The following is an 18,175-nucleotide window of genomic DNA, read 5'->3' on the forward strand; positions in this document are numbered from 1 at the left end:
ATCGTAAAAAAGTATCGTTCTGAATGAATGAGGGTCAGTCCCAAATTAGAAGGCGAGAGAATAGTTATTTAAAATTCGGGGAATCCGTTTATTTGTGATTGCTTACGATTTTTGCTATCCTTGTTCCTTATTTGGTTCAGGGATTTTATTATTTGTAAAGAAGGGGATTTAGGTATGCAAACAAGGATTGCTATTATTGGGATTATTGTTGAAAACAAAAACTCTGTAGAAAAGTTAAATAGTATCTTACATGAATACAGCGAATATATAATAGGCAGAATGGGAATCCCCTACCCAAAACACCACATTAGCATTATTAGCGTGGCTATAGATGCACCAAGTGATGTTATTAGTGCTCTCTCCGGAAAATTAGGTATGCTGCCAGACGTGAACATCAAAACAGTTTATTCAAAGATGTCTATCGGTGAGTAAATTAATATTTGGAGGGTTTTAAATGTATAATGTTAAATCTAAAATTGCAACAGAATTTATTGATGATCAAGAAATAAGGGAAACACTTGCTTATGCTAAGGAAAATAAAAACAATCGTGAGTTAATAAGTAGTCTTATTGAAAGAGCAAAGGACTGCAAAGGACTAACACATAGAGAAGCAGCAGTATTATTAGAATGTGACTTAGAAGATGAAAATGAAAAGATGTATAAGCTTGCAAAGGAAATCAAACAGAAGTTTTATGGAAATCGTATCGTAATGTTTGCTCCGCTTTATCTTTCAAATTACTGCGTAAACGGGTGCGTTTATTGTCCATACCATTATAAAAATAAACATATAGCTAGAAAGAAGTTAACACAGGAAGAGATCAGAAAAGAAACAATTGCTCTACAAGATATGGGACACAAGCGTTTAGCCTTGGAAGCAGGGGAGGATCCTGTTAACAATCCTATTGAATACATTCTTGAAAGCATCAAGACTATATACAGTATAAAGCATAAAAATGGCGAAATAAGACGTGTTAATGTAAATATAGCTGCTACTACTGTAGAGAACTATAAAAAGTTAAAGGATGCAGGAATAGGAACCTATATACTTTTCCAAGAAACATATAATAAAAAGAGCTATGAAGAGCTTCACCCAACAGGTCCAAAACATGACTATGCGTATCATACTGAAGCAATGGACCGTGCGATGGAAGCAGGTATTGATGATGTAGGCATAGGAGTTTTATTCGGACTAAATATGTATAAGTATGACTTTGTAGGTTTGTTAATGCATGCTGAACACTTAGAAGCTGCAATGGGAGTTGGTCCACATACAATAAGTGTACCTCGTATCCGCCCAGCAGATGATATTGATCCTGATAACTTTTCTAATGCAATATCAGAAGAAATTTTTGAAAAAATAGTAGCGGTTCTTCGTATTGCTGTACCATATACAGGTATGATTGTATCTACTCGTGAATCTCAAAAGACTCGTGAACGCATACTAGAATTAGGTGTATCCCAAATAAGTGGTGGTTCAAGCACAAGTGTTGGGGGTTATGTTGAAAAGGAAACTGATGAAGATAACTCAGCTCAATTTGAGGTTAATGATAACCGTACCCTAGATGAAATAGTTAACTGGTTGCTTAAACTTGGTTATATTCCAAGCTTTTGTACAGCTTGTTATCGTGAAGGAAGAACTGGAGACCGTTTCATGAGCCTTGTTAAATCAGGACAGATAGCTAACTGCTGTCAGCCAAATGCTTTGATGACACTTAAGGAATATCTAGAGGATTATGCTTCAGGGGAAACAAAGGAAAATGGCGAAACAGTGATTGCTAAAGAAGTTGAAAAGATACCTAATGAGAAAGTTAAAACTATAGTAAAAGAGCATCTTGTTGATATGAAGAAAGGTAAAAGAGATTTTAGATTCTAACATATGATCTTAGGAATAATTATATATAAAAAGGAACCTTAAGGTTCCTTTTTATATGCTCCTGATTCTATTTTTTCACAGATTTTAAAATCTCATCAATTTTAACTTTACCAACTTTTAGACTATTTTATGCAGTGGTAAAGGAATTTTATTGGAAGCTATGGTATAATATGGACATAAACTTTTGCATTTAGGTGATATAAATAGGGGGTGTCTTTATTGGCCTCACGGCTAATGCACTATATTATAGGAAATCAAATATTAAAGGGGAAATCAATTGATAGTGATTTATTCATTTTAGGTAATCTTGCTCCTGATGCTGAAGATGGAAAGCTATGTTCACATTTTAGAAAAATAATAGGCAATGATTATGATAAATATCCCAATATAGACTTAAATCGTTTTAGAGAGAAATATATTAATTGTAGTTATAATGCATTTGTTATGCGATATTACTGTCATTTGGTTTCGGACTATATTTGGGTACAATCAATATATCCAAAATACTTACAGTTTACAACTGATAAGGAAAAAGATAAAAGACAAAGAGAACTGCTTTTTAGAGATTTATCAATTCTTAATGAAATATTATCTAAGTACTTTAATTTGTATTATGATAATAATATTGTCATTCCCCAAAAATTAAGTATTACAGAATGCTCTTACGAAGGAATTAGTGAATTGCTTGATAATCTTTGTGAAGATTTCAGTGAAAAACATGATGATACAAATTTAAAAATATTTAATACTGACTTCATTTTATACTATATACTTGAGGCTAAAAATCAATGCATTAAAGAATTAGAGATTTTCAATATATAAGCTATAATGTCATATTCTTTTGATAAATTAGTGGACAAATATGTTATTGAGGGTGATTAAAATGAGTTATCATATTAGAGTGAGTGGGCGCGGGATTGTTATAAATAATGATAAAATTTTATTAAATGAATTTGGCGGTGGTAAATATTATAATATACCGGGTGGTGGAGTTGAACCAGGAGAAACCGTTAAACAAGCAGTGGTTAGAGAAATATTTGAAGAATCTGGTTTAAATGTTAATGTAGGTGAGTTAATATACGTACTTGAATATGAGCCAAACAATTGTAATTTTATGTACGGGAATAAACCACAAATAAGCCTTGTATTTCGCTGCTTTTTGAATGGAGATGATAAGATTAAGGATCCATCAGTACCTGATATAGACCCTGACAATCCTGAAATTTCAAGCGAAGCAAAGTGGATACAAATATCTGAGTTAAAAAACATTCACTACGTACCATACATTCATAATGAATTAATGGAATATATAAAAACAAATAGTTTTTCACCAGTATTTATTGAAGAACCATTAAATCTGTAAGGAGATAGTTATATGAAGATTATTAGGGAAACTCTACTAGGATTATATATCAATTTTTTAATGATTATATTGTTGCTTGCAAGTGTATTTAGGGGACTGCTTATAAACAATATGGGAAATTGGATTCAATGGTTATTGTTAGCTGCGGTTGTAGTCTCCGGTATATTTAATATTGCATTTGGAATAAAAAATATATTTAATACATGGAGGCTCTACAAAAATAATGAATACAATTCTTTGCGTAAATATATGAAAAGGTTGAAATTAGGGGCAGTTCCGTATTTCATTTTAAATTTTGCTTTATACTTCTTTTTGTTTACAATTTTCTTTGCTGCTTCTCGAGGAATTTTCATTGTCACACCAATACCACTATTTTTTTTAATTCCTATTTTTTTTACGTATCTTACTGTGCTATTTACTTCATGTTATGGAATAGGCTTTGCAGCAATTCTTAACAAAGAAAAGAATTTAGGAAGCGGGAAAATGTTGATTCATGTTTTGCTGCAGATTTGTTTTGTTTTAGATATATTAAGTACCATAATTTTAATCATAAAATATAAATATGAATCTATATAAGCCTATAGAAACAAGCAAATCTGACAAAACTCCTCGTAATCGATAAGTGGAAATGCTATAAAAGAGTGCTACTGTAAAATTAGTGATATTAATTATAGCAAAGATATTATTTGTAGTTACTAAATACAAAAGTACTAATTTAATGGAGAGTGATACACTTATGAAATATGTAAACATTGAAAACTGGAAGAGAAAAGACCATTTTAATTATTTTAAGCAGCTTGATTATCCTCACTTTAATATTTGCGGAAATGTTGATATTACAAGTTTTTATAAATACATTAAAGAAAATGAATTGCCATTTTTTATTACTGTTCTATATGCTTCAACAAAAGCAGCGAATAGCGTTAAGGAATTCAGATTTAGGATAAGAGGAGAAAAGGTGGTAGAACACGAAAATGTTAATCCTTCTTTTACAGTGCTGACAGAAGAAGAAGTGTTTAGTTTTTGTGCAGTTCATTATATAGATAATTTTAAGAACTTTAAGTATAATACATCAAGGGAAATAGAGAAGGTTAGGAATAACATTAGTTTAGAAGATCAGCCAGGACGTGACGATTTGATATATATTACTAGTATACCTTGGATTTCATTTACAAATGTAACACACCCAATCCAGATGAATCCAGTAGATAGCATACCAAGGATAGCGTGGGGAAAGTACTTTGAAGAAAATGGTAGAATTAAGTTACCATTATCAGTACAAGCACATCACGCATTAGTGGATGGATTACATGTTGGTCAGTTCTTCAACATTTTTCAAGAAATTTTAGATAATCCTGCAAAGTATCTATCATTTGGATATTAATTTTTTATTTAGCAAATTTGTGTGGTGAATTTGAACGAAAAATGCTACTCATGTGAGATTGAATACAATGTAGGCAGATTCTGTTTTATTGTTAAATAAGAAAAGGAGTTAATTATAATGTACCATTATTTAAATAGAAAAGTTAAAGTTATTATTGATAGACCATTAGCTTCAAAACATCCAGAACATGAAATATACTATCCAATAAATTATGGATATATACCTGATACTATGGCTGGTGATGGTGAAGAAATTGATGCTTACATTATAGGAGAATTTATACCGTTAAAAGAATTTGATGGAATAGTAACAGCAATAATACATAGAAAAAATGATGTTGAAGATAAGTTAGTAGTATCAAAAGATTCACATAAATATAGCAAAGAGCAAATACAAGCTCTCGTAGAATTTCAAGAAAGATTCTTTGATTCTGAAATTATAATGAAGCTAGATAGTATTAAAATAATAAAGTACAATCAAGCATATGCTGAAGATACTGTACATATGTGGAGAAATAGTAAGGAAAGGGCCATTGGGCATAAGGAAATACATTCTTTTGAAGACCATGTTTTTTTCCTGAATAATATTCTACTTAAAGATAATGAAATATACATTGCTGTTGATAATAATAAAGTTGCTGGTGTAATAGCATTTAATGAAAATGAAATAAATCAATTATATATTCATAATGATTATCAAGGAATGGGACTAGGAAAAAAGTTACTTGATATGGCTAAAATTAATTCTAAAGGTAGATTAATATTATATACATTTGAAGTAAATCGTAAAGCTCAACGGTTTTATGAAAGAAATGGATTTAAGGTTATTGGTAGAGGATATGAGAATGAAGAGAAGCTGGACGATATTAAGTATGAATGGGTTAAAGAGGACTAAGATTATGAAGAACAGAAATAAAAGGTGAAACATATAAAGAAAGACATTTGTCTACTGACAAATGTCTTTTTAATTGACACAACAAAATAACAGTGATAAAATAAAAATAATGTCGCAATTATCCTAAGTATAATATAACTCTACAATTATATTATACTCCTTCACAATCACAATGTCAACAGGGTTTTGAAAAAAATCTTGCTTATTTTTTCACAAAAAGGAGTGTGGATTTATGAATATCAACGATGTTGAATGGAAGCTCGAAAATGAATGGCTGAAGGAGGTGCTTAAAGAGGTTCAAAAGCAGATTAATGAGAAACGTGATTTTAAAGAAAGATTTAAAAAGGATGCAATTGAAACGCAAAGGGAACTTTGGCAGAACGTAGGATCTGTTTCTGTAATCAATGGACTTGAACAAATTGTAGACTTTATGGAATTTATCGATACCATGAAAATACAAAAGAGAAGTCATGAGTTTACCAGAAAGCTTGAAGAAAAATATGAGAGAATGCTTTTAATACCTTATTTTGGTAGGATAGATTTTCTAGAAAGTGGAGAAGACAAGGCTGAAAAGTGCTATATTGGAATTTCAAATCTTACTAACGACAATTACGATTTTCTAGTATACGACTGGAGAGCTCCAGTTTCTAGCATGTTTTATGACTATGAAATTGGCAGCGCAAATTATAAATGCCCTGAAGGAACTATTGATGGAAAGATACTGCTTAAAAGGCAGTACAAAATCAGTAATGGTGAAATTGAATATATGTTTGACAGTAATCTGAAGATAGATGATGAAGTGCTGCAAGATATATTGAGTAAAAGCACCGATAATAAGATGAAAGCAATTATAACAACTATTCAAAGGGAGCAGAATAAAGTAATTCGAAATGAGGAGTACAAAAACTTGATTGTCCAAGGTCCAGCAGGAAGCGGAAAAACCTCTGTTGCTCTTCATAGAATTGCCTATCTCTTATATAAGCATAGGGATAAAATAACTGCCCAAAATATAGTAATATTTTCTCCAAATGATATCTTTAATGATTATATTTCAAGTGTATTACCGCAGCTTGGAGAAGACAATATGTATCAGACTACCTTTAAGGAATATATGCATAATGCCTTGGGTAATGAGCTTGTAAAAGAAAATTATTGTGACATGATGGAATATATACTTGTTTCTAGTAAAAATAATAATTATGAAAAAAGGATTAAAAGTATAAAATTTAAAGCTTCTACGAAATTTGTAGATATACTAAAACGATATGTATCCTACTATGAAAAAATGGATAGAAATTTTACAGATATAATTTTTAGGGGTAATTTGATAATTTCCTCCAAAGATTTGCATGAATTATTTTTTAAAGATTATAAGCAAATTCCTCTAAAAAGAAGGCTTCATAAGATAAGAGAAAGATTTATCTATCTTATAAAGCCTTATGAAAAAAAGAGGATAAGAGAAGTGGCTGCGGAACTCGAGAAAACTGGCTTTTATATAGATAATGTGGAAATTGTAGAGCGCAGTATTGATATTGTAAGGAATGAAACAAAGGATATTTATCATGAAATAGATAGAATGACAGAATTTAATCTACTGGGTATTTATAGAGGGCTATTTGATAATTTAGAGCTTTTCTTAAATAAATCAGATACCCAGTATGATGAGGAAAAGATTGATGAAACCAAAAGTTATACTTTAGAAAGTCTGAATACAGGAATACTTAATTATGAGGATCAGCCACCACTATTGTATCTAAAAGGTGCGCTGGGAGATCTCCCAAAAACCTCAGAAATAAAATATGTTATTATTGATGAAGCACAGGATTATACACCTCTACAGTATGAAATTTTTAATCAACTTTTTGAGAATGCAAATATGACCATACTGGGGGACTTACATCAATCTATCAACCCATTTATGAACCTGGGGGATTATAGTAATATATCAAGCATATTTCCCAAAGACGATACATGTATAATAAATCTAACTAAAAGCTACAGATCCACAATGGAAATAACTAAGTTTTCAAGGAGCTTACTTGATAATAAAATAACAGATGGATGCGTAGAAAGAAATGGAGATAAACCTCTGCTGCTTGGTTTTCCAGATGAAAAGTCTATTAAAGAAAGGCTTCTTAAGGATATAAAAGTATATAAGGACAAAGACTATAAATCAATTGGCATAATAACAAGAACAGCTAAGGAAGCACAGGAGGTATTCAGTTTTCTAAAAGACAAGGTCCATGTTAAAGCTATAATTAAAGATGATAGTGAATATGATAATGATACTTTAGTAATACCGGCTTATCTTGCTAAAGGATTAGAATTTGATGTGGTATTTATATATAATGCTGGAGATGAAAATTACAGCTGTGAGGAGGAAAGGCTGCTGCTTTATACAGCCTGTACCAGGGCGCTCCATGTTTTATGTGTATACTATTCAGGTAAGTGTACACCATTGCTGAATGGAAGTTACAACTTTATTGTTTCAAAATAGTGAGTTGAATATTAAATACAAAATAACCTTTTTATCCCAAATATATTAAGGGGAGTCTATAAAGACTTCCCTTAATATATAATGTATAAGCACTAGTTCAATATTATAACTCAATCCAATATCGCTGAACTAATACATCCTCTTCTTGTACTTCGTTTTCTAATATTCCACCGCAATATTTTATTGTCTTAGCTGAAGCAATATTATCAGCATCACAAGTAAGTAAAACTTTGCTTATTCCAAGGTTTGTACATTTTTCTAAAGCCATTTTTAGCATTTCCTTTGCGTAACCTTTTCTGCGTTCGTCTTTTCTTACACTATAGCCAATATGTCCTCCATAATTAAATAAATAGTTATTTAATGCATGTCTGATGTTTATTATGCCAACTAATTTATTATCTTCTTCTCTTACTGCCAAGAAAACACTAGCTGTTACTTGGGTATGTTTTGTATTCTCATTTTCATTATCTAATACAAATTTAAGCCATTCTTCGTAATTTTCATATCTTTCCAAATATGAGGAACCGGCTAAAGTATCACCATTCTCTAAAAACTCTTTCTTGTATTCTAAAACTTGTTGGCTATAATCCATAGATGGTCTTAATAATATCATATATTTTTCTCCTTCACAGTTTAATAATTAAATTTTACTATTCAAATACTCACTTACATTTTGTTTTACAATATTAATAGCAGCTTCATCACCATACTTAACATTAATACATCTTTTTCCGAAAGTACAATTTGGCAGCTCCTGTTTTAGCTTTACAATATAATTTTCATCATGAAAATGAATAGAATAGTGTTTTTTAGTAGCGGAAATTGCTACATAACCTTCATACATTTTAGAACCAATCCACCACATAGGCATTGAAAAACTAATTTTAGGAGAAAGATTAGAAAATGCCTCCTTCATAAAATTTACAAAGTCTGAAACATGATTTTTACCTTTTTCATCTAAAGTACTGATATATTCACCAATTGAAACAAAACTCATCATTATACCTCCATATATAGCTTATAGACTAATTAGTCTTTATAGTGGAATAAAACATAGCTCTTATATTATTTATGCTATCAGTATATTAAATAATTTTCAATGTTAATTATTTATGCTTGTTAAAAAAGTATCTAGCAAAGTAATTTGAAAGCATAAAATAGGCTTGTAAAAACATTTTTTCATAGAGAAATTTTGTAAAAACATAAATATAATAAGACTTTCAGTAAGACCCTTGAATGAAATATTAGTGTTATAAGAATATCAATTGTTTTAATATATTTAAAAATGTGATAGTATTTAGAAAAGTGGTCATACCATAATACCAAAATAAGCACTGACTAACATCAATCTATACTTATTATTTTGAGACTTATGGCTTATTTTGTGAGACCAATATTTGGATTTCAAAGAAATTTACATAATAATTGGAGGTAAGAACATGGACATTCTAGTATGCATTAAACAAGTGCCAGGAACTTCAAAAGTAGAAGTTGACCCTGTGACGGGGGTATTAAAAAGAGATGGTGTAGATTCTAAAATGAACCCCTATGATCTATATGCTCTGGAGACAGCTTTAAGAATAAGAGATAAAGTAGGTGGCAATGTAAAAGTTATAAGCATGGGACCACTGCAAGCATTAGAGGTAATAAAAGAAGCATATATGATGGGAGCGGATGAGGGGGTACTTCTTTCAGATAGAAAATTTGGAGGAGCAGATGTTTTAGCAACCGCTTATACAATATCCCAGGGCGTTAAACAAATGGGGAATGTAGATTTAATTCTGTGTGGAAAACAAACAACAGATGGAGATACAGCCCAAGTAGGACCAGAAATGGCTGAGTATTTAGGTATGCCGCATATAGCAAATGTTATAAAGATCGAAGAAATAAAAAATAACTCTATGATCGTTGAAATGGATATGCCAAACACCATAGAAGTTGCAGAAATAAAATTCCCCTGTTTGTTAACTGTAGAAAAGGATATATTTCAGCCAAGACTTCCATCCTACAGAAAGAAATTGGAGACTAAAAATAAAGAAATTAAGGTATTAACCTTTAAGGAGCTTGAAGATCAAAATGAAAACAGATACGGACTTAATGGATCACCAACAAAGGTTGAAAGAATATTTCCACCCGCAGTTAACACAGACAAGGAAATATGGAATGGTACAGGAGAAGAACTTGTAGATAGGTTAGCTGTTAAGCTTAAAGAACTTAAATTTATATAGCAGGGAGGAAATTATTGTGGGTAAATTAATTGTTAATCAAGAAAAGTTAACTCCTTCAATTATTGAAGAATTAGTTAATATATGTCCTTTTGGTGCAATAGAAGATAAGGATGGAAGAATTGAGGTAAATGCAGGCTGTAAAGTATGCAAGCTATGTGTGAATAAAGGGCCAACCGGTGTTATGGAATTTATTGAAGAGGAAGTTCCTAAAATAGATAAAAGTTTATGGAAGGGTATAGCAGTATATGTAGATCATGTAGAAGGGGACATACATCCTGTAACCTATGAACTTATTGGAAAAGCAAAAGAATTAAGTGCCAAAATAAATCATCCAGTATATGCAGTATTCCTAGGACATAATATAAAGGATAAAGCGCAGGAGATACTTCATTATGGAGTAGACGAGGTATTCATATATGATTATGAAGAATTGAAGCACTTTACAATAGAACCATATACTAAGGCCATGGAAGACTTTATAAATAAAGTAATGCCATCAACACTATTAGTAGGAGCCACAACTGTAGGAAGGTCGCTTGCACCAAGGGTTGCTGCTAGATTTAGAACTGGACTTACAGCAGACTGCACAATACTTGATATGAAGGAAAATACAGATTTAGTACAAATAAGGCCAGCTTTTGGTGGCAATATAATGGCTCAAATTTTAAATCCAAACAATAGACCACAGCTAGCAACAGTAAGATATAAAGTTATGAATGCTCCAAAAAGAACAGCTGAACCTTCTGGAAAGCTTACAGCTGTAGAAATGAATAAGTCAAATTTAATTTCAAATATCAATGTAATAAAGATTACTAAGAAAGTTATAGAAGCTAGCATATCAGACGCAGAAATAATAGTGGCAGCAGGAAGAGGTATAAAATCAGAAAAAGATTTAACTATGATAAATGAATTAGCAGATTTGCTTGGAGCCCAAGTAGCTGCCACAAGGCCACTAATCGAAGCAGGATGGATAGATGCTAAGAAACAAATAGGTCTTAGCGGTAGAACAGTTAAACCAAAACTTATCATAACCTGTGGAATATCTGGCGCAGTGCAGTTTGCAGCAGGAATGAACAATTCAGAGTGTATAATTTCAATAAATAATGATCCTAAGGCTTCAATATTTAACGTAGCTCATTATGGTATTGTAGGAGATATATACGAGGTAGTACCACAGCTTATAAAAAGTATAAAAGATGGGAAAGCAATAGCGTAAATTACTTGAATTATATTTGGAGGTGGAGGGAATGGAGTATAAAAAGCTGCATGAAAAGGATATCAATTTTCTAATTGAATTACTAGGTGAAGATAGAGTATTTACAGGTAAAAATATAAATGAAGATTATAGTCATGACGAATTAGGTGGAATAAGCAAGCTGCCAGAAGCTTTAGTAGAGGTTCTTAGTACAGAAGAAGTGTCAAAGATAATGACTTATGCTTATGAGAATAACATTCCAGTAGTAGCAAGAGGATCTGGAACTGGACTAGTTGGAGCGTCAGTTCCAATAAAAGGCGGAATAATGATAAGCTTGGCTAAGATGAACAGAATTCTTGAATTAGATGAAGAAAATCTTACATTGACTTTAGAGCCAGGGGTTCTGCTAATGGAAATATCTAAATTTGTTGAGGCTCATGATCTTTTCTATCCACCAGATCCAGGAGAAAAATCAGCTACAATTGGCGGAAATATAAATACAAATGCTGGTGGAATGAGAGCCGTTAAGTATGGAGTTACAAGAGACTATGTGAGAGGTCTTACTGTTGTACTTCCAACAGGAAAGGTTTTGGAAGTTGGAGGAAAGGTAGTTAAAAACAGCTCCGGCTACAGCATAAAGGATTTAATATGCGGCTCCGAAGGAACTTTAGGAATAATAACTAAGGCTGTGCTTAAATTAGTTCCGCTGCCAAAGAAATCAATAAGCTTACTTATACCTTTTCCAAATTTGGAGATGGCTATAAATACTGTGCCAAAGATTATAAAATCAAAAGCAACTCCTACAGCAATAGAATTTATGCAGAGGGAAGTAATACTTGCCGCAGAAGAGTTTTTAGGTAAAAAGTTTCCTGATAATTCCTCAAATGCCTATTTGCTTTTAACTTTTGATGGTAACAGTAAAGAGGAGATTGAAAAAAACTATGAAAATGTGGCTAATATTTGCCTAGAGGAAGGGGCAATTGACGTATATATTACTGATACTGATGAACGGAAAGAAGCAGTATGGTCAGCTAGAGGTGCTTTCCTTGAAGCAGTTAAGGCTACAACAACAGAAATGGATGAATGTGACGTTGTAGTTCCAAGAAATAAAGTTGCAGAATTCGTTAAATATACTGATGAGCTTCAAGAGCAATTTAATATTAGAATAAGAAGCTTTGGACATGCAGGTGATGGAAACTTACATGTATATGTATTAAGAGATGAATTAGGACAAGAAGAGTGGGAAAAGAAACTAAGTGAAGTATTTAAATGTATGTATAAAAAATCCGTTGAATTAAAGGGCTTAGTATCAGGAGAACATGGAATAGGATATGCAAAGAAAACATTTTTATTTAATCAATATGGGGATGACTATATTGAATTGATGAGAAACATTAAGTTAGCCTTTGACCCTAAGAATATATTAAATCCAGATAAGGTATGTCAATAATATTGAATAAGAAACTCAAATCTTCTTGTGAATTGAGATTTGAGTTTCTTATTTATTTGGAATTATATATATGAAAGTATAATTTAGGAGTCATTTTAAAAACTTTAAAAATGTGATATTATTGAAATTAATAATTAAAATTGACTTAAGTTACTACTATAGAATACAGATGTTTAAAAATAATAAGGATAGTTTAAATAAATAGACAAAGGAGAAAATTTCTATGTTGAGCCCTATAAAAAATACCAAAGTGTACGAACAAGTAATGGAGCAGATAAAAGCTATGATAGCGGATGGTACCTTAAAAAAAGGTGATAAACTTCCAACAGAGAGAGAGCTTGTTGAAATGCTTCAAGTAAGCAGGACTTCCGTAAGAGAAGCTATGAGAGCTATGGAAATTATGGGCCTGATAGAGTGCAAGCAAGGTGGGGGAAATTTTGTTCGTGATAACTTTGAAAATAATTTATTTGAGCCATTATCAATAATGTTTATGCTTGAAAAAGGTGATACAAAGGAAATAATAGAATTAAGAAAAATATTAGAAGTTGAGACTGTAGCACTAGCTGCAGCCAGGATAACTGAAGAAGAACTTTTAAGTATAGGGAATATCATTGAAGACTTGAAACATAGTATAAATGAAGAGACTGCAGTAAAAATAGACAAGAGGTTTCACTACGAAATTGCAAAGGCTTCAAAAAACAGTTTGATTATATCAATTCTCAATGCAATTTCCTCACTTATTGATGCGTATATAAAAAATGCTAGAACGAAAATACTTGCAGAGGGAGATAACAAGGTTTTGCTTTCTAGTCAACACGAAAAGGTATATATTGCACTTAAAAAACATGATGCAGCTGAGGCTGCTGAAGCAATGAGACAGCATCTGGATTTTGCAAATAAATATATGTCTAAATAAAATATAGATAGCAATACAAATAGTGCCGTTTTCAATATCTATACTAATGAAGCAGTAGCGCCATCTATATAGCTGGATTTCTAAAATAATATAATATACGTAGATAAAGGAGATTTTACACCTATGAATTTTTATTTTGCACCTATGGAAGGCTTGACTGGATACATTTATAGAAATGCTCATAAAGCTTTTTTTAATAATATAGATAAATATTTTTCGCCTTTTATTTTTCCAAATCAAAGTGATAGATTTACAACCCGAGAATTGAAGGATATATTGCCGGAAAACAATGAAGGTATAGTATTAATTCCTCAACTGCTTACAAATAATGCAAAAGACTTTATACATACTTCTAAGAAGATAAAACAAATGGGATATAATGAAATCAATTTAAATTTGGGATGTCCTTCTGGAACTGTAGTATCGAAAAATAGAGGATCAGGATTTCTTTCAAAAAAAGAAGAACTTAATACATTTTTAGAGGAGATTTTTTCTGAAGCAGTAACAAAAATCTCAATAAAGACTAGAATAGGAAAAGACCAGCCGGAAGAATTTTATGACTTAATCGAAATATATAACAAATATCCTATGGAAGAACTTATCATTCATCCTAGGATTCAAAAGGATTTTTATAAAAATAAACCTAACTTAAAAGTTTTTAAGGATGCATTGAATTTAAGTAAAAATCCTGTCTGTTATAATGGCGACATTGTTACTGTGGAGGATTACAAGAAATTTATCAATGAATTTCAAAGTGTTAAAACTGTAATGATTGGTAGGGGACTATTAGCAAATCCAGGGCTGATTAGCGATATTGAAAACAATATTAAGCTGGATAAAAAATTGTTAAAAGATTTTCATGATAAAGTTTATGAGGGCTATAAAAGTGTGCTTTACGGAGATAGAAATGTACTATTTAAAATGAAGGAATTATGGTTTTATATTATACCTATGTTTACTAATAATACGAAATATGCTAAGAAAATTAAAAAATCGGAAAAATTATATGATTATGATGAAGCAGTCTCAAGTTTGTTCAGAGAACAGGATATCATAGAAAGTTAAAAAATTTTACGTTTTAAATGCCGCCAACTAGTTAAGATGGCGGCATTATTTTTAACCTATTTTAGATGTAAGTTCTTTTAAAGAATTATTACTTTTATCTTCCTTTTGAGCTATAGAAGAAACCCATTTTATTCTCATAATTAAAACTGTAGTAATTATGGCTGCCATGTAGTTGGAGAACAAATTACCCCAAAATACAGAATAAAATCCAAGTATATGCTCAGTTGTCAAAATAAATATATATCTTAAAAGCCATATTCTAAGGAAGCCCATAATAAGGGGGATTCCTGTACGGCCTAAGCCAATGAAAGCACCTTGTTGTACCATGCATATGCCAAAGCCTATTACCGAATAAGTATATATATGTAGGGACTTGTTTGCAATTTCAAGAACATTAGGTTCGCTAGTGAATAACACAGTAAGATGAGAAGACAGCGGTACAACTATAGCAATTAACAGTGCTGCAGTAATAGCACTGACTATACATCCCTGCATACAAGATTTACGAGCTTTATCACCTTGTCCAGCCCCAACATTCATGCTTACCATAGTAGTCACAGAAGAACCAAAGGCAGAAGGAAGTATGAAGCAAACAGAAGTTATGCTGCCGGCAATACCTTGACCAGTTAATACAATAGGGCCATATTTTTCAATTTCATTATTTATAAGAAAGAAGCCCAGGCTGAGCATTAAGCTTGATATTATTGAAGGTATTCCTATTTTAATCAATTTGCTCAAAATTTTAAAATCAAACTTGAAACCCTTTAATATAAGCTTGTCTTCTCCTTTCATAACAAACAGCTCATAGAACATCCAAATACAAATAAGCAGGTTTGAAGCAAAAGAGGACATAACCGAACCAATAAGGCCAAAGTGAAAAACAACAATAAATAGCACATTAAATATTAATTTTAAAATAAGCATAAGCACCATTCTTATAAAGGTGGCTTCAGGTTTTCCATTGGCGTTTTTTATAGAGTTATATATGGATTCAAGAAATAAAAAAGGCAGAACAAAGGAATTTAAAGAAAGGTATAAAAAAACGTCATGAGATATTTGTGAGTCAACTCGGCTAGATATAGGGAATGCTAATAAGTAAAGCAAAGGTGCCATTATTATTCCTAAAAGGAATGCAAAGACCACAACTTGAGTTGAAACATGCTTTGCTTTCTTAAAATCCCCTTTACCATTCATTTGACCAATCATAGCCATTGCAGCAACGCTAAGACCTTGAGAAATAGCAATTGCCATGTTAATAATAGGCCCAGAGTAGGTAATAGCGCCTGCACCTATGGTTCCAACAATATTATTAATAAAGATTCCATCCATTACAGGCATTATGGATTGGACTAGTCCCATCATTAGTGTGGGTACTGAAAGTAGGAAAAGGGTAGGAAGTATTGGACCATTTAATATTAATTCACGTCTTTCTTCAGTATTTTGCCGTAAGAAACTCATATTCATATTTATGTACACCAGCTTTCAGTTAAATAATGCTCATTTAAAAATAAGTTATTTGCTATTAAAATAATCCATTATCTATTATAGACCTAATAATTAATAGCTTCAAATAGACAGAATAGATGAAATTTAGACATATTTAAGGAAAATAGCTACATATAAGCTCTCAATGCTTCAAATTATACAAGAAGAAGTTTAGAAGTATAAATGTACAATATTTGCTGATGTTAAAAAATCCACTCCAAGTTCATTCCCATTTGGAGTGGATTCTCATAGTTATGAGACTGTGTATATTTGATTAACTTGCACTTTTAGGCTTTCCTTACTATAAATTTCATAACTGGGTGGTCAAGACTTCCAGCTACATACTAGTTCCTCAAGAATATCAATCAAAATAAATAAAGTAAAGCCTAGAAGGCTTAATATCACTATTCCTGCATACATTTCAATATAGTCAATTCTGCTCCAAGCATCTAGTATATAATAGCCTATACCATACTGAGTTCCGTATCCTTCAGTGAAAAATAGTATAGAAAGAGCAGTTCCTATTGATAGTCTTAAGCTAGTAAGTAATTCTGGTAAAATAGAAGGTAATGTTATATGTGCGAATATCTGAAGCTTTGAAGCACCCAGACTTCTTAAAGGATTGTAGGTTTCTGATGAAATGTTCATTACCGAATCTCTTACAGCCACTATAATTTGAAACACAAGTATTAACACAATAACTATAATTTTTGATGTATCTCCTAGTCCAAATAACAGCATTACCACTGGCAGCAGTGCCGTCTTTGGAATAGGATAAGTAAAATAAACCAGCGGATTTAAAATTTTATTCCAAGTGTTAGAATAGGCCATAATAAGGCCAATAAATATTCCTATAATTAGAGATATACTAAGTCCAGCTGCTACTCTGTATAGGCTAACTAACACATGGATGTAAATTTTCTCACTAAATATATTTCCCATATTTAAATATATGTCTGTTGGCTTTGGTAGTACACGCATGTTAATTGTTATTGCCAATAGGTACCATAAAATATTGAATATTACAAAGCCCTGAATAAATATCTTGATTTTCTTTAATGCCTTCATATTTTCCATCCCTTTTTTATAATAGTTCTAAGCAGTGAAGATAATTTCAAGTATTCTTCATTTTCTCTTAAATTTTCAGTGTTGAACAAAGGGTTATCAATTATTTTAATTATGTTTCCAGGACAGTGTGACATTATAGCAATTTTTTTTCCTATATATATAGCTTCTTCAATGCTATGAGTAACAAATAATGTAGTAGTTTTATATTGATTCCACATATTCATAAAAAGCTCTTGAGCTTCTTCTCTTGTAATAGCATCTAAAGCAGAAAAAGGCTCGTCCATTAAAAGTAAATCAGAATTCATTATAAAGGCTCTGGCTATAGCGACTCTTTGCTTTTGTCCGCCGCTTAACTCATTAGGAAATCTATCCTTTAATGAATAAATATCTAATTTTTTTTGAATATAATCAATTCTTTCACTAGTTGAACTATCTATAACTTTTCCTTTTATTTTAAGTGAGAGTGTACAGTTTTTTTGAACATTTTTCCACGGAAGCAATCCAAAGTTTTGAGGTATTAATCCGATATTGTGCGTTTTGGGGTTTAAGTCTTCATTATTAAGCTTTACATCACCGCCGTAATCTTTTATTATGCCGCTTAGTACATTAAGTAAAGTAGATTTGCCGCATCCAGAGGGACCTATAACTGCATATATATCCCCAGTGGCAATTTTCATACTTATAGGTCCAAGGGCATTTACCAACTTCTTATCAGATTTATAACTTACTGTAAGATTATTTATATCCAGCATATGAT

The 18,175-nt window shown here is 31.5% G+C and carries 18 protein-coding genes; 13 read left to right on the plus strand and 5 right to left on the minus strand.

Annotated elements, in window-relative coordinates:
* The first annotated feature begins 174 nt into the window (after nucleotides 1-174).
* The 8 genes from bsdE14_RS20315 to helD all read left to right on the plus strand — a co-directional run bounded on the left by bsdE14_RS20315 (nucleotide 175) and on the right by helD (nucleotide 8,011).
* Nucleotides 175-432: a TM1266 family iron-only hydrogenase system putative regulator gene (locus tag bsdE14_RS20315; protein WP_264851837.1), complete on the plus strand. Its 258-nt coding sequence runs from the start codon at nucleotides 175-177 to the stop codon at nucleotides 430-432.
* Between the two features lie 22 nt (nucleotides 433-454).
* On the plus strand, nucleotides 455-1,873 hold the full coding sequence (gene hydG, locus bsdE14_RS20320; protein WP_264851838.1) for a [FeFe] hydrogenase H-cluster radical SAM maturase HydG: 1,419 nt from the start codon (nucleotides 455-457) through the stop codon (nucleotides 1,871-1,873).
* A gap of 234 nt (nucleotides 1,874-2,107) precedes the next feature.
* On the plus strand, nucleotides 2,108-2,695 hold the full coding sequence (locus bsdE14_RS20325) for a hypothetical protein (RefSeq protein WP_264851839.1): 588 nt from the start codon (nucleotides 2,108-2,110) through the stop codon (nucleotides 2,693-2,695).
* Nucleotides 2,696-2,756: 61 nt separating this feature from the next.
* Nucleotides 2,757-3,236 (plus strand): NUDIX domain-containing protein, encoded by a 480-nt coding sequence (locus bsdE14_RS20330; protein WP_264851840.1) that lies wholly within the window; start codon nucleotides 2,757-2,759, stop codon nucleotides 3,234-3,236.
* A gap of 12 nt (nucleotides 3,237-3,248) precedes the next feature.
* Nucleotides 3,249-3,812 carry a DUF6652 family protein gene (locus bsdE14_RS20335; RefSeq protein ID WP_264851841.1) on the plus strand — a complete coding sequence of 188 codons (564 nt, stop codon included), beginning with the start codon at nucleotides 3,249-3,251 and terminating at the stop codon, nucleotides 3,810-3,812.
* Nucleotides 3,813-3,972: 160 nt separating this feature from the next.
* On the plus strand, nucleotides 3,973-4,620 hold the full coding sequence (locus tag bsdE14_RS20340; RefSeq protein ID WP_264852311.1) for a chloramphenicol acetyltransferase: 648 nt from the start codon (nucleotides 3,973-3,975) through the stop codon (nucleotides 4,618-4,620).
* 117 nt (nucleotides 4,621-4,737) lie between these two features.
* Nucleotides 4,738-5,514 (plus strand): GNAT family N-acetyltransferase, encoded by a 777-nt coding sequence (locus bsdE14_RS22360; RefSeq protein ID WP_309298129.1) that lies wholly within the window; start codon nucleotides 4,738-4,740, stop codon nucleotides 5,512-5,514.
* A gap of 232 nt (nucleotides 5,515-5,746) precedes the next feature.
* Nucleotides 5,747-8,011, plus strand: a complete 2,265-nt coding sequence (gene helD / locus bsdE14_RS20355; RefSeq protein WP_264851842.1) for an RNA polymerase recycling motor HelD — start codon at nucleotides 5,747-5,749, stop codon at nucleotides 8,009-8,011.
* Between the two features lie 103 nt (nucleotides 8,012-8,114).
* Here the strand turns inward: helD and bsdE14_RS20360 are convergent, their stop codons facing one another.
* Both bsdE14_RS20360 and bsdE14_RS20365 read right to left on the minus strand, forming a co-directional pair.
* A complete protein-coding gene (locus tag bsdE14_RS20360; RefSeq protein ID WP_264851843.1) occupies nucleotides 8,115-8,624 on the minus strand; it encodes a GNAT family N-acetyltransferase in 510 nt (169 codons plus the stop codon).
* Nucleotides 8,625-8,651: 27 nt separating this feature from the next.
* On the minus strand, nucleotides 8,652-9,008 hold the full coding sequence (locus bsdE14_RS20365; protein ID WP_264851844.1) for a DUF1801 domain-containing protein: 357 nt from the start codon (nucleotides 9,006-9,008) through the stop codon (nucleotides 8,652-8,654).
* Between the two features lie 442 nt (nucleotides 9,009-9,450).
* On the opposite strand from bsdE14_RS20365, the gene bsdE14_RS20370 reads away from it, so the two are divergent.
* The 5 genes from bsdE14_RS20370 to bsdE14_RS20390 all read left to right on the plus strand — a co-directional run bounded on the left by bsdE14_RS20370 (nucleotide 9,451) and on the right by bsdE14_RS20390 (nucleotide 14,865).
* On the plus strand, nucleotides 9,451-10,239 hold the full coding sequence (locus tag bsdE14_RS20370) for an electron transfer flavoprotein subunit beta/FixA family protein (protein ID WP_264851845.1): 789 nt from the start codon (nucleotides 9,451-9,453) through the stop codon (nucleotides 10,237-10,239).
* 16 nt (nucleotides 10,240-10,255) lie between these two features.
* Nucleotides 10,256-11,455 carry an electron transfer flavoprotein subunit alpha gene (locus tag bsdE14_RS20375; RefSeq protein WP_264851846.1) on the plus strand — a complete coding sequence of 400 codons (1,200 nt, stop codon included), beginning with the start codon at nucleotides 10,256-10,258 and terminating at the stop codon, nucleotides 11,453-11,455.
* 31 nt (nucleotides 11,456-11,486) lie between these two features.
* Nucleotides 11,487-12,884 carry an FAD-binding oxidoreductase gene (locus bsdE14_RS20380; RefSeq protein ID WP_264851847.1) on the plus strand — a complete coding sequence of 466 codons (1,398 nt, stop codon included), beginning with the start codon at nucleotides 11,487-11,489 and terminating at the stop codon, nucleotides 12,882-12,884.
* 223 nt (nucleotides 12,885-13,107) lie between these two features.
* Complete coding sequence (locus tag bsdE14_RS20385; protein ID WP_264851848.1) at nucleotides 13,108-13,800, plus strand: FadR/GntR family transcriptional regulator; 693 nt, start codon at nucleotides 13,108-13,110, stop codon at nucleotides 13,798-13,800.
* 123 nt (nucleotides 13,801-13,923) lie between these two features.
* Nucleotides 13,924-14,865 carry a tRNA dihydrouridine synthase gene (locus tag bsdE14_RS20390; protein WP_264851849.1) on the plus strand — a complete coding sequence of 314 codons (942 nt, stop codon included), beginning with the start codon at nucleotides 13,924-13,926 and terminating at the stop codon, nucleotides 14,863-14,865.
* 51 nt (nucleotides 14,866-14,916) lie between these two features.
* Here bsdE14_RS20390 and bsdE14_RS20395 read toward each other — a convergent pair whose 3' ends face one another.
* The 3 genes from bsdE14_RS20395 to bsdE14_RS20405 form a co-directional block, all read right to left on the minus strand.
* Nucleotides 14,917-16,323: an MATE family efflux transporter gene (locus bsdE14_RS20395; protein ID WP_264851850.1), complete on the minus strand. Its 1,407-nt coding sequence runs from the start codon at nucleotides 16,321-16,323 to the stop codon at nucleotides 14,917-14,919.
* Between the two features lie 351 nt (nucleotides 16,324-16,674).
* Nucleotides 16,675-17,427 carry an ABC transporter permease gene (locus tag bsdE14_RS20400; RefSeq protein ID WP_264851851.1) on the minus strand — a complete coding sequence of 251 codons (753 nt, stop codon included), beginning with the start codon at nucleotides 17,425-17,427 and terminating at the stop codon, nucleotides 16,675-16,677.
* Complete coding sequence (locus tag bsdE14_RS20405) at nucleotides 17,415-18,170, minus strand: ABC transporter ATP-binding protein (RefSeq protein WP_264851852.1); 756 nt, start codon at nucleotides 18,168-18,170, stop codon at nucleotides 17,415-17,417. The genes bsdE14_RS20400 and bsdE14_RS20405 overlap by 13 nt, the downstream gene beginning before the upstream one ends.
* Between the last annotated feature and the right edge of the window lie 5 nt (nucleotides 18,171-18,175).

It is taken from the genome of Clostridium omnivorum (assembly GCF_026012015.1).
Taxonomy (GTDB): Bacteria; Bacillota; Clostridia; order Clostridiales; family Clostridiaceae; genus Clostridium_AX; species Clostridium_AX omnivorum.

Coding starts and splice junctions, on each gene's coding strand:
- bsdE14_RS20315 (WP_264851837.1), top strand. CDS start 175: ATGCAAACAAGGATTGCTATTATTGGGATTATTGTTGAAAACAAAAAC.
- hydG (WP_264851838.1), top strand. CDS start 455: ATGTATAATGTTAAATCTAAAATTGCAACAGAATTTATTGATGATCAA.
- bsdE14_RS20325 (WP_264851839.1), top strand. CDS start 2,108: ATGCACTATATTATAGGAAATCAAATATTAAAGGGGAAATCAATTGAT.
- bsdE14_RS20330 (WP_264851840.1), top strand. CDS start 2,757: ATGAGTTATCATATTAGAGTGAGTGGGCGCGGGATTGTTATAAATAAT.
- bsdE14_RS20335 (WP_264851841.1), top strand. CDS start 3,249: ATGAAGATTATTAGGGAAACTCTACTAGGATTATATATCAATTTTTTA.
- bsdE14_RS20340 (WP_264852311.1), top strand. CDS start 3,973: ATGAAATATGTAAACATTGAAAACTGGAAGAGAAAAGACCATTTTAAT.
- bsdE14_RS22360 (WP_309298129.1), top strand. CDS start 4,738: ATGTACCATTATTTAAATAGAAAAGTTAAAGTTATTATTGATAGACCA.
- helD (WP_264851842.1), top strand. CDS start 5,747: ATGAATATCAACGATGTTGAATGGAAGCTCGAAAATGAATGGCTGAAG.
- bsdE14_RS20360 (WP_264851843.1), bottom strand. CDS start 8,624: ATGATATTATTAAGACCATCTATGGATTATAGCCAACAAGTTTTAGAA.
- bsdE14_RS20365 (WP_264851844.1), bottom strand. CDS start 9,008: ATGAGTTTTGTTTCAATTGGTGAATATATCAGTACTTTAGATGAAAAA.
- bsdE14_RS20370 (WP_264851845.1), top strand. CDS start 9,451: ATGGACATTCTAGTATGCATTAAACAAGTGCCAGGAACTTCAAAAGTA.
- bsdE14_RS20380 (WP_264851847.1), top strand. CDS start 11,487: ATGGAGTATAAAAAGCTGCATGAAAAGGATATCAATTTTCTAATTGAA.
- bsdE14_RS20385 (WP_264851848.1), top strand. CDS start 13,108: ATGTTGAGCCCTATAAAAAATACCAAAGTGTACGAACAAGTAATGGAG.
- bsdE14_RS20390 (WP_264851849.1), top strand. CDS start 13,924: ATGAATTTTTATTTTGCACCTATGGAAGGCTTGACTGGATACATTTAT.
- bsdE14_RS20395 (WP_264851850.1), bottom strand. CDS start 16,323: ATGAGTTTCTTACGGCAAAATACTGAAGAAAGACGTGAATTAATATTA.
- bsdE14_RS20400 (WP_264851851.1), bottom strand. CDS start 17,427: ATGGAAAATATGAAGGCATTAAAGAAAATCAAGATATTTATTCAGGGC.
- bsdE14_RS20405 (WP_264851852.1), bottom strand. CDS start 18,170: ATGCTGGATATAAATAATCTTACAGTAAGTTATAAATCTGATAAGAAG.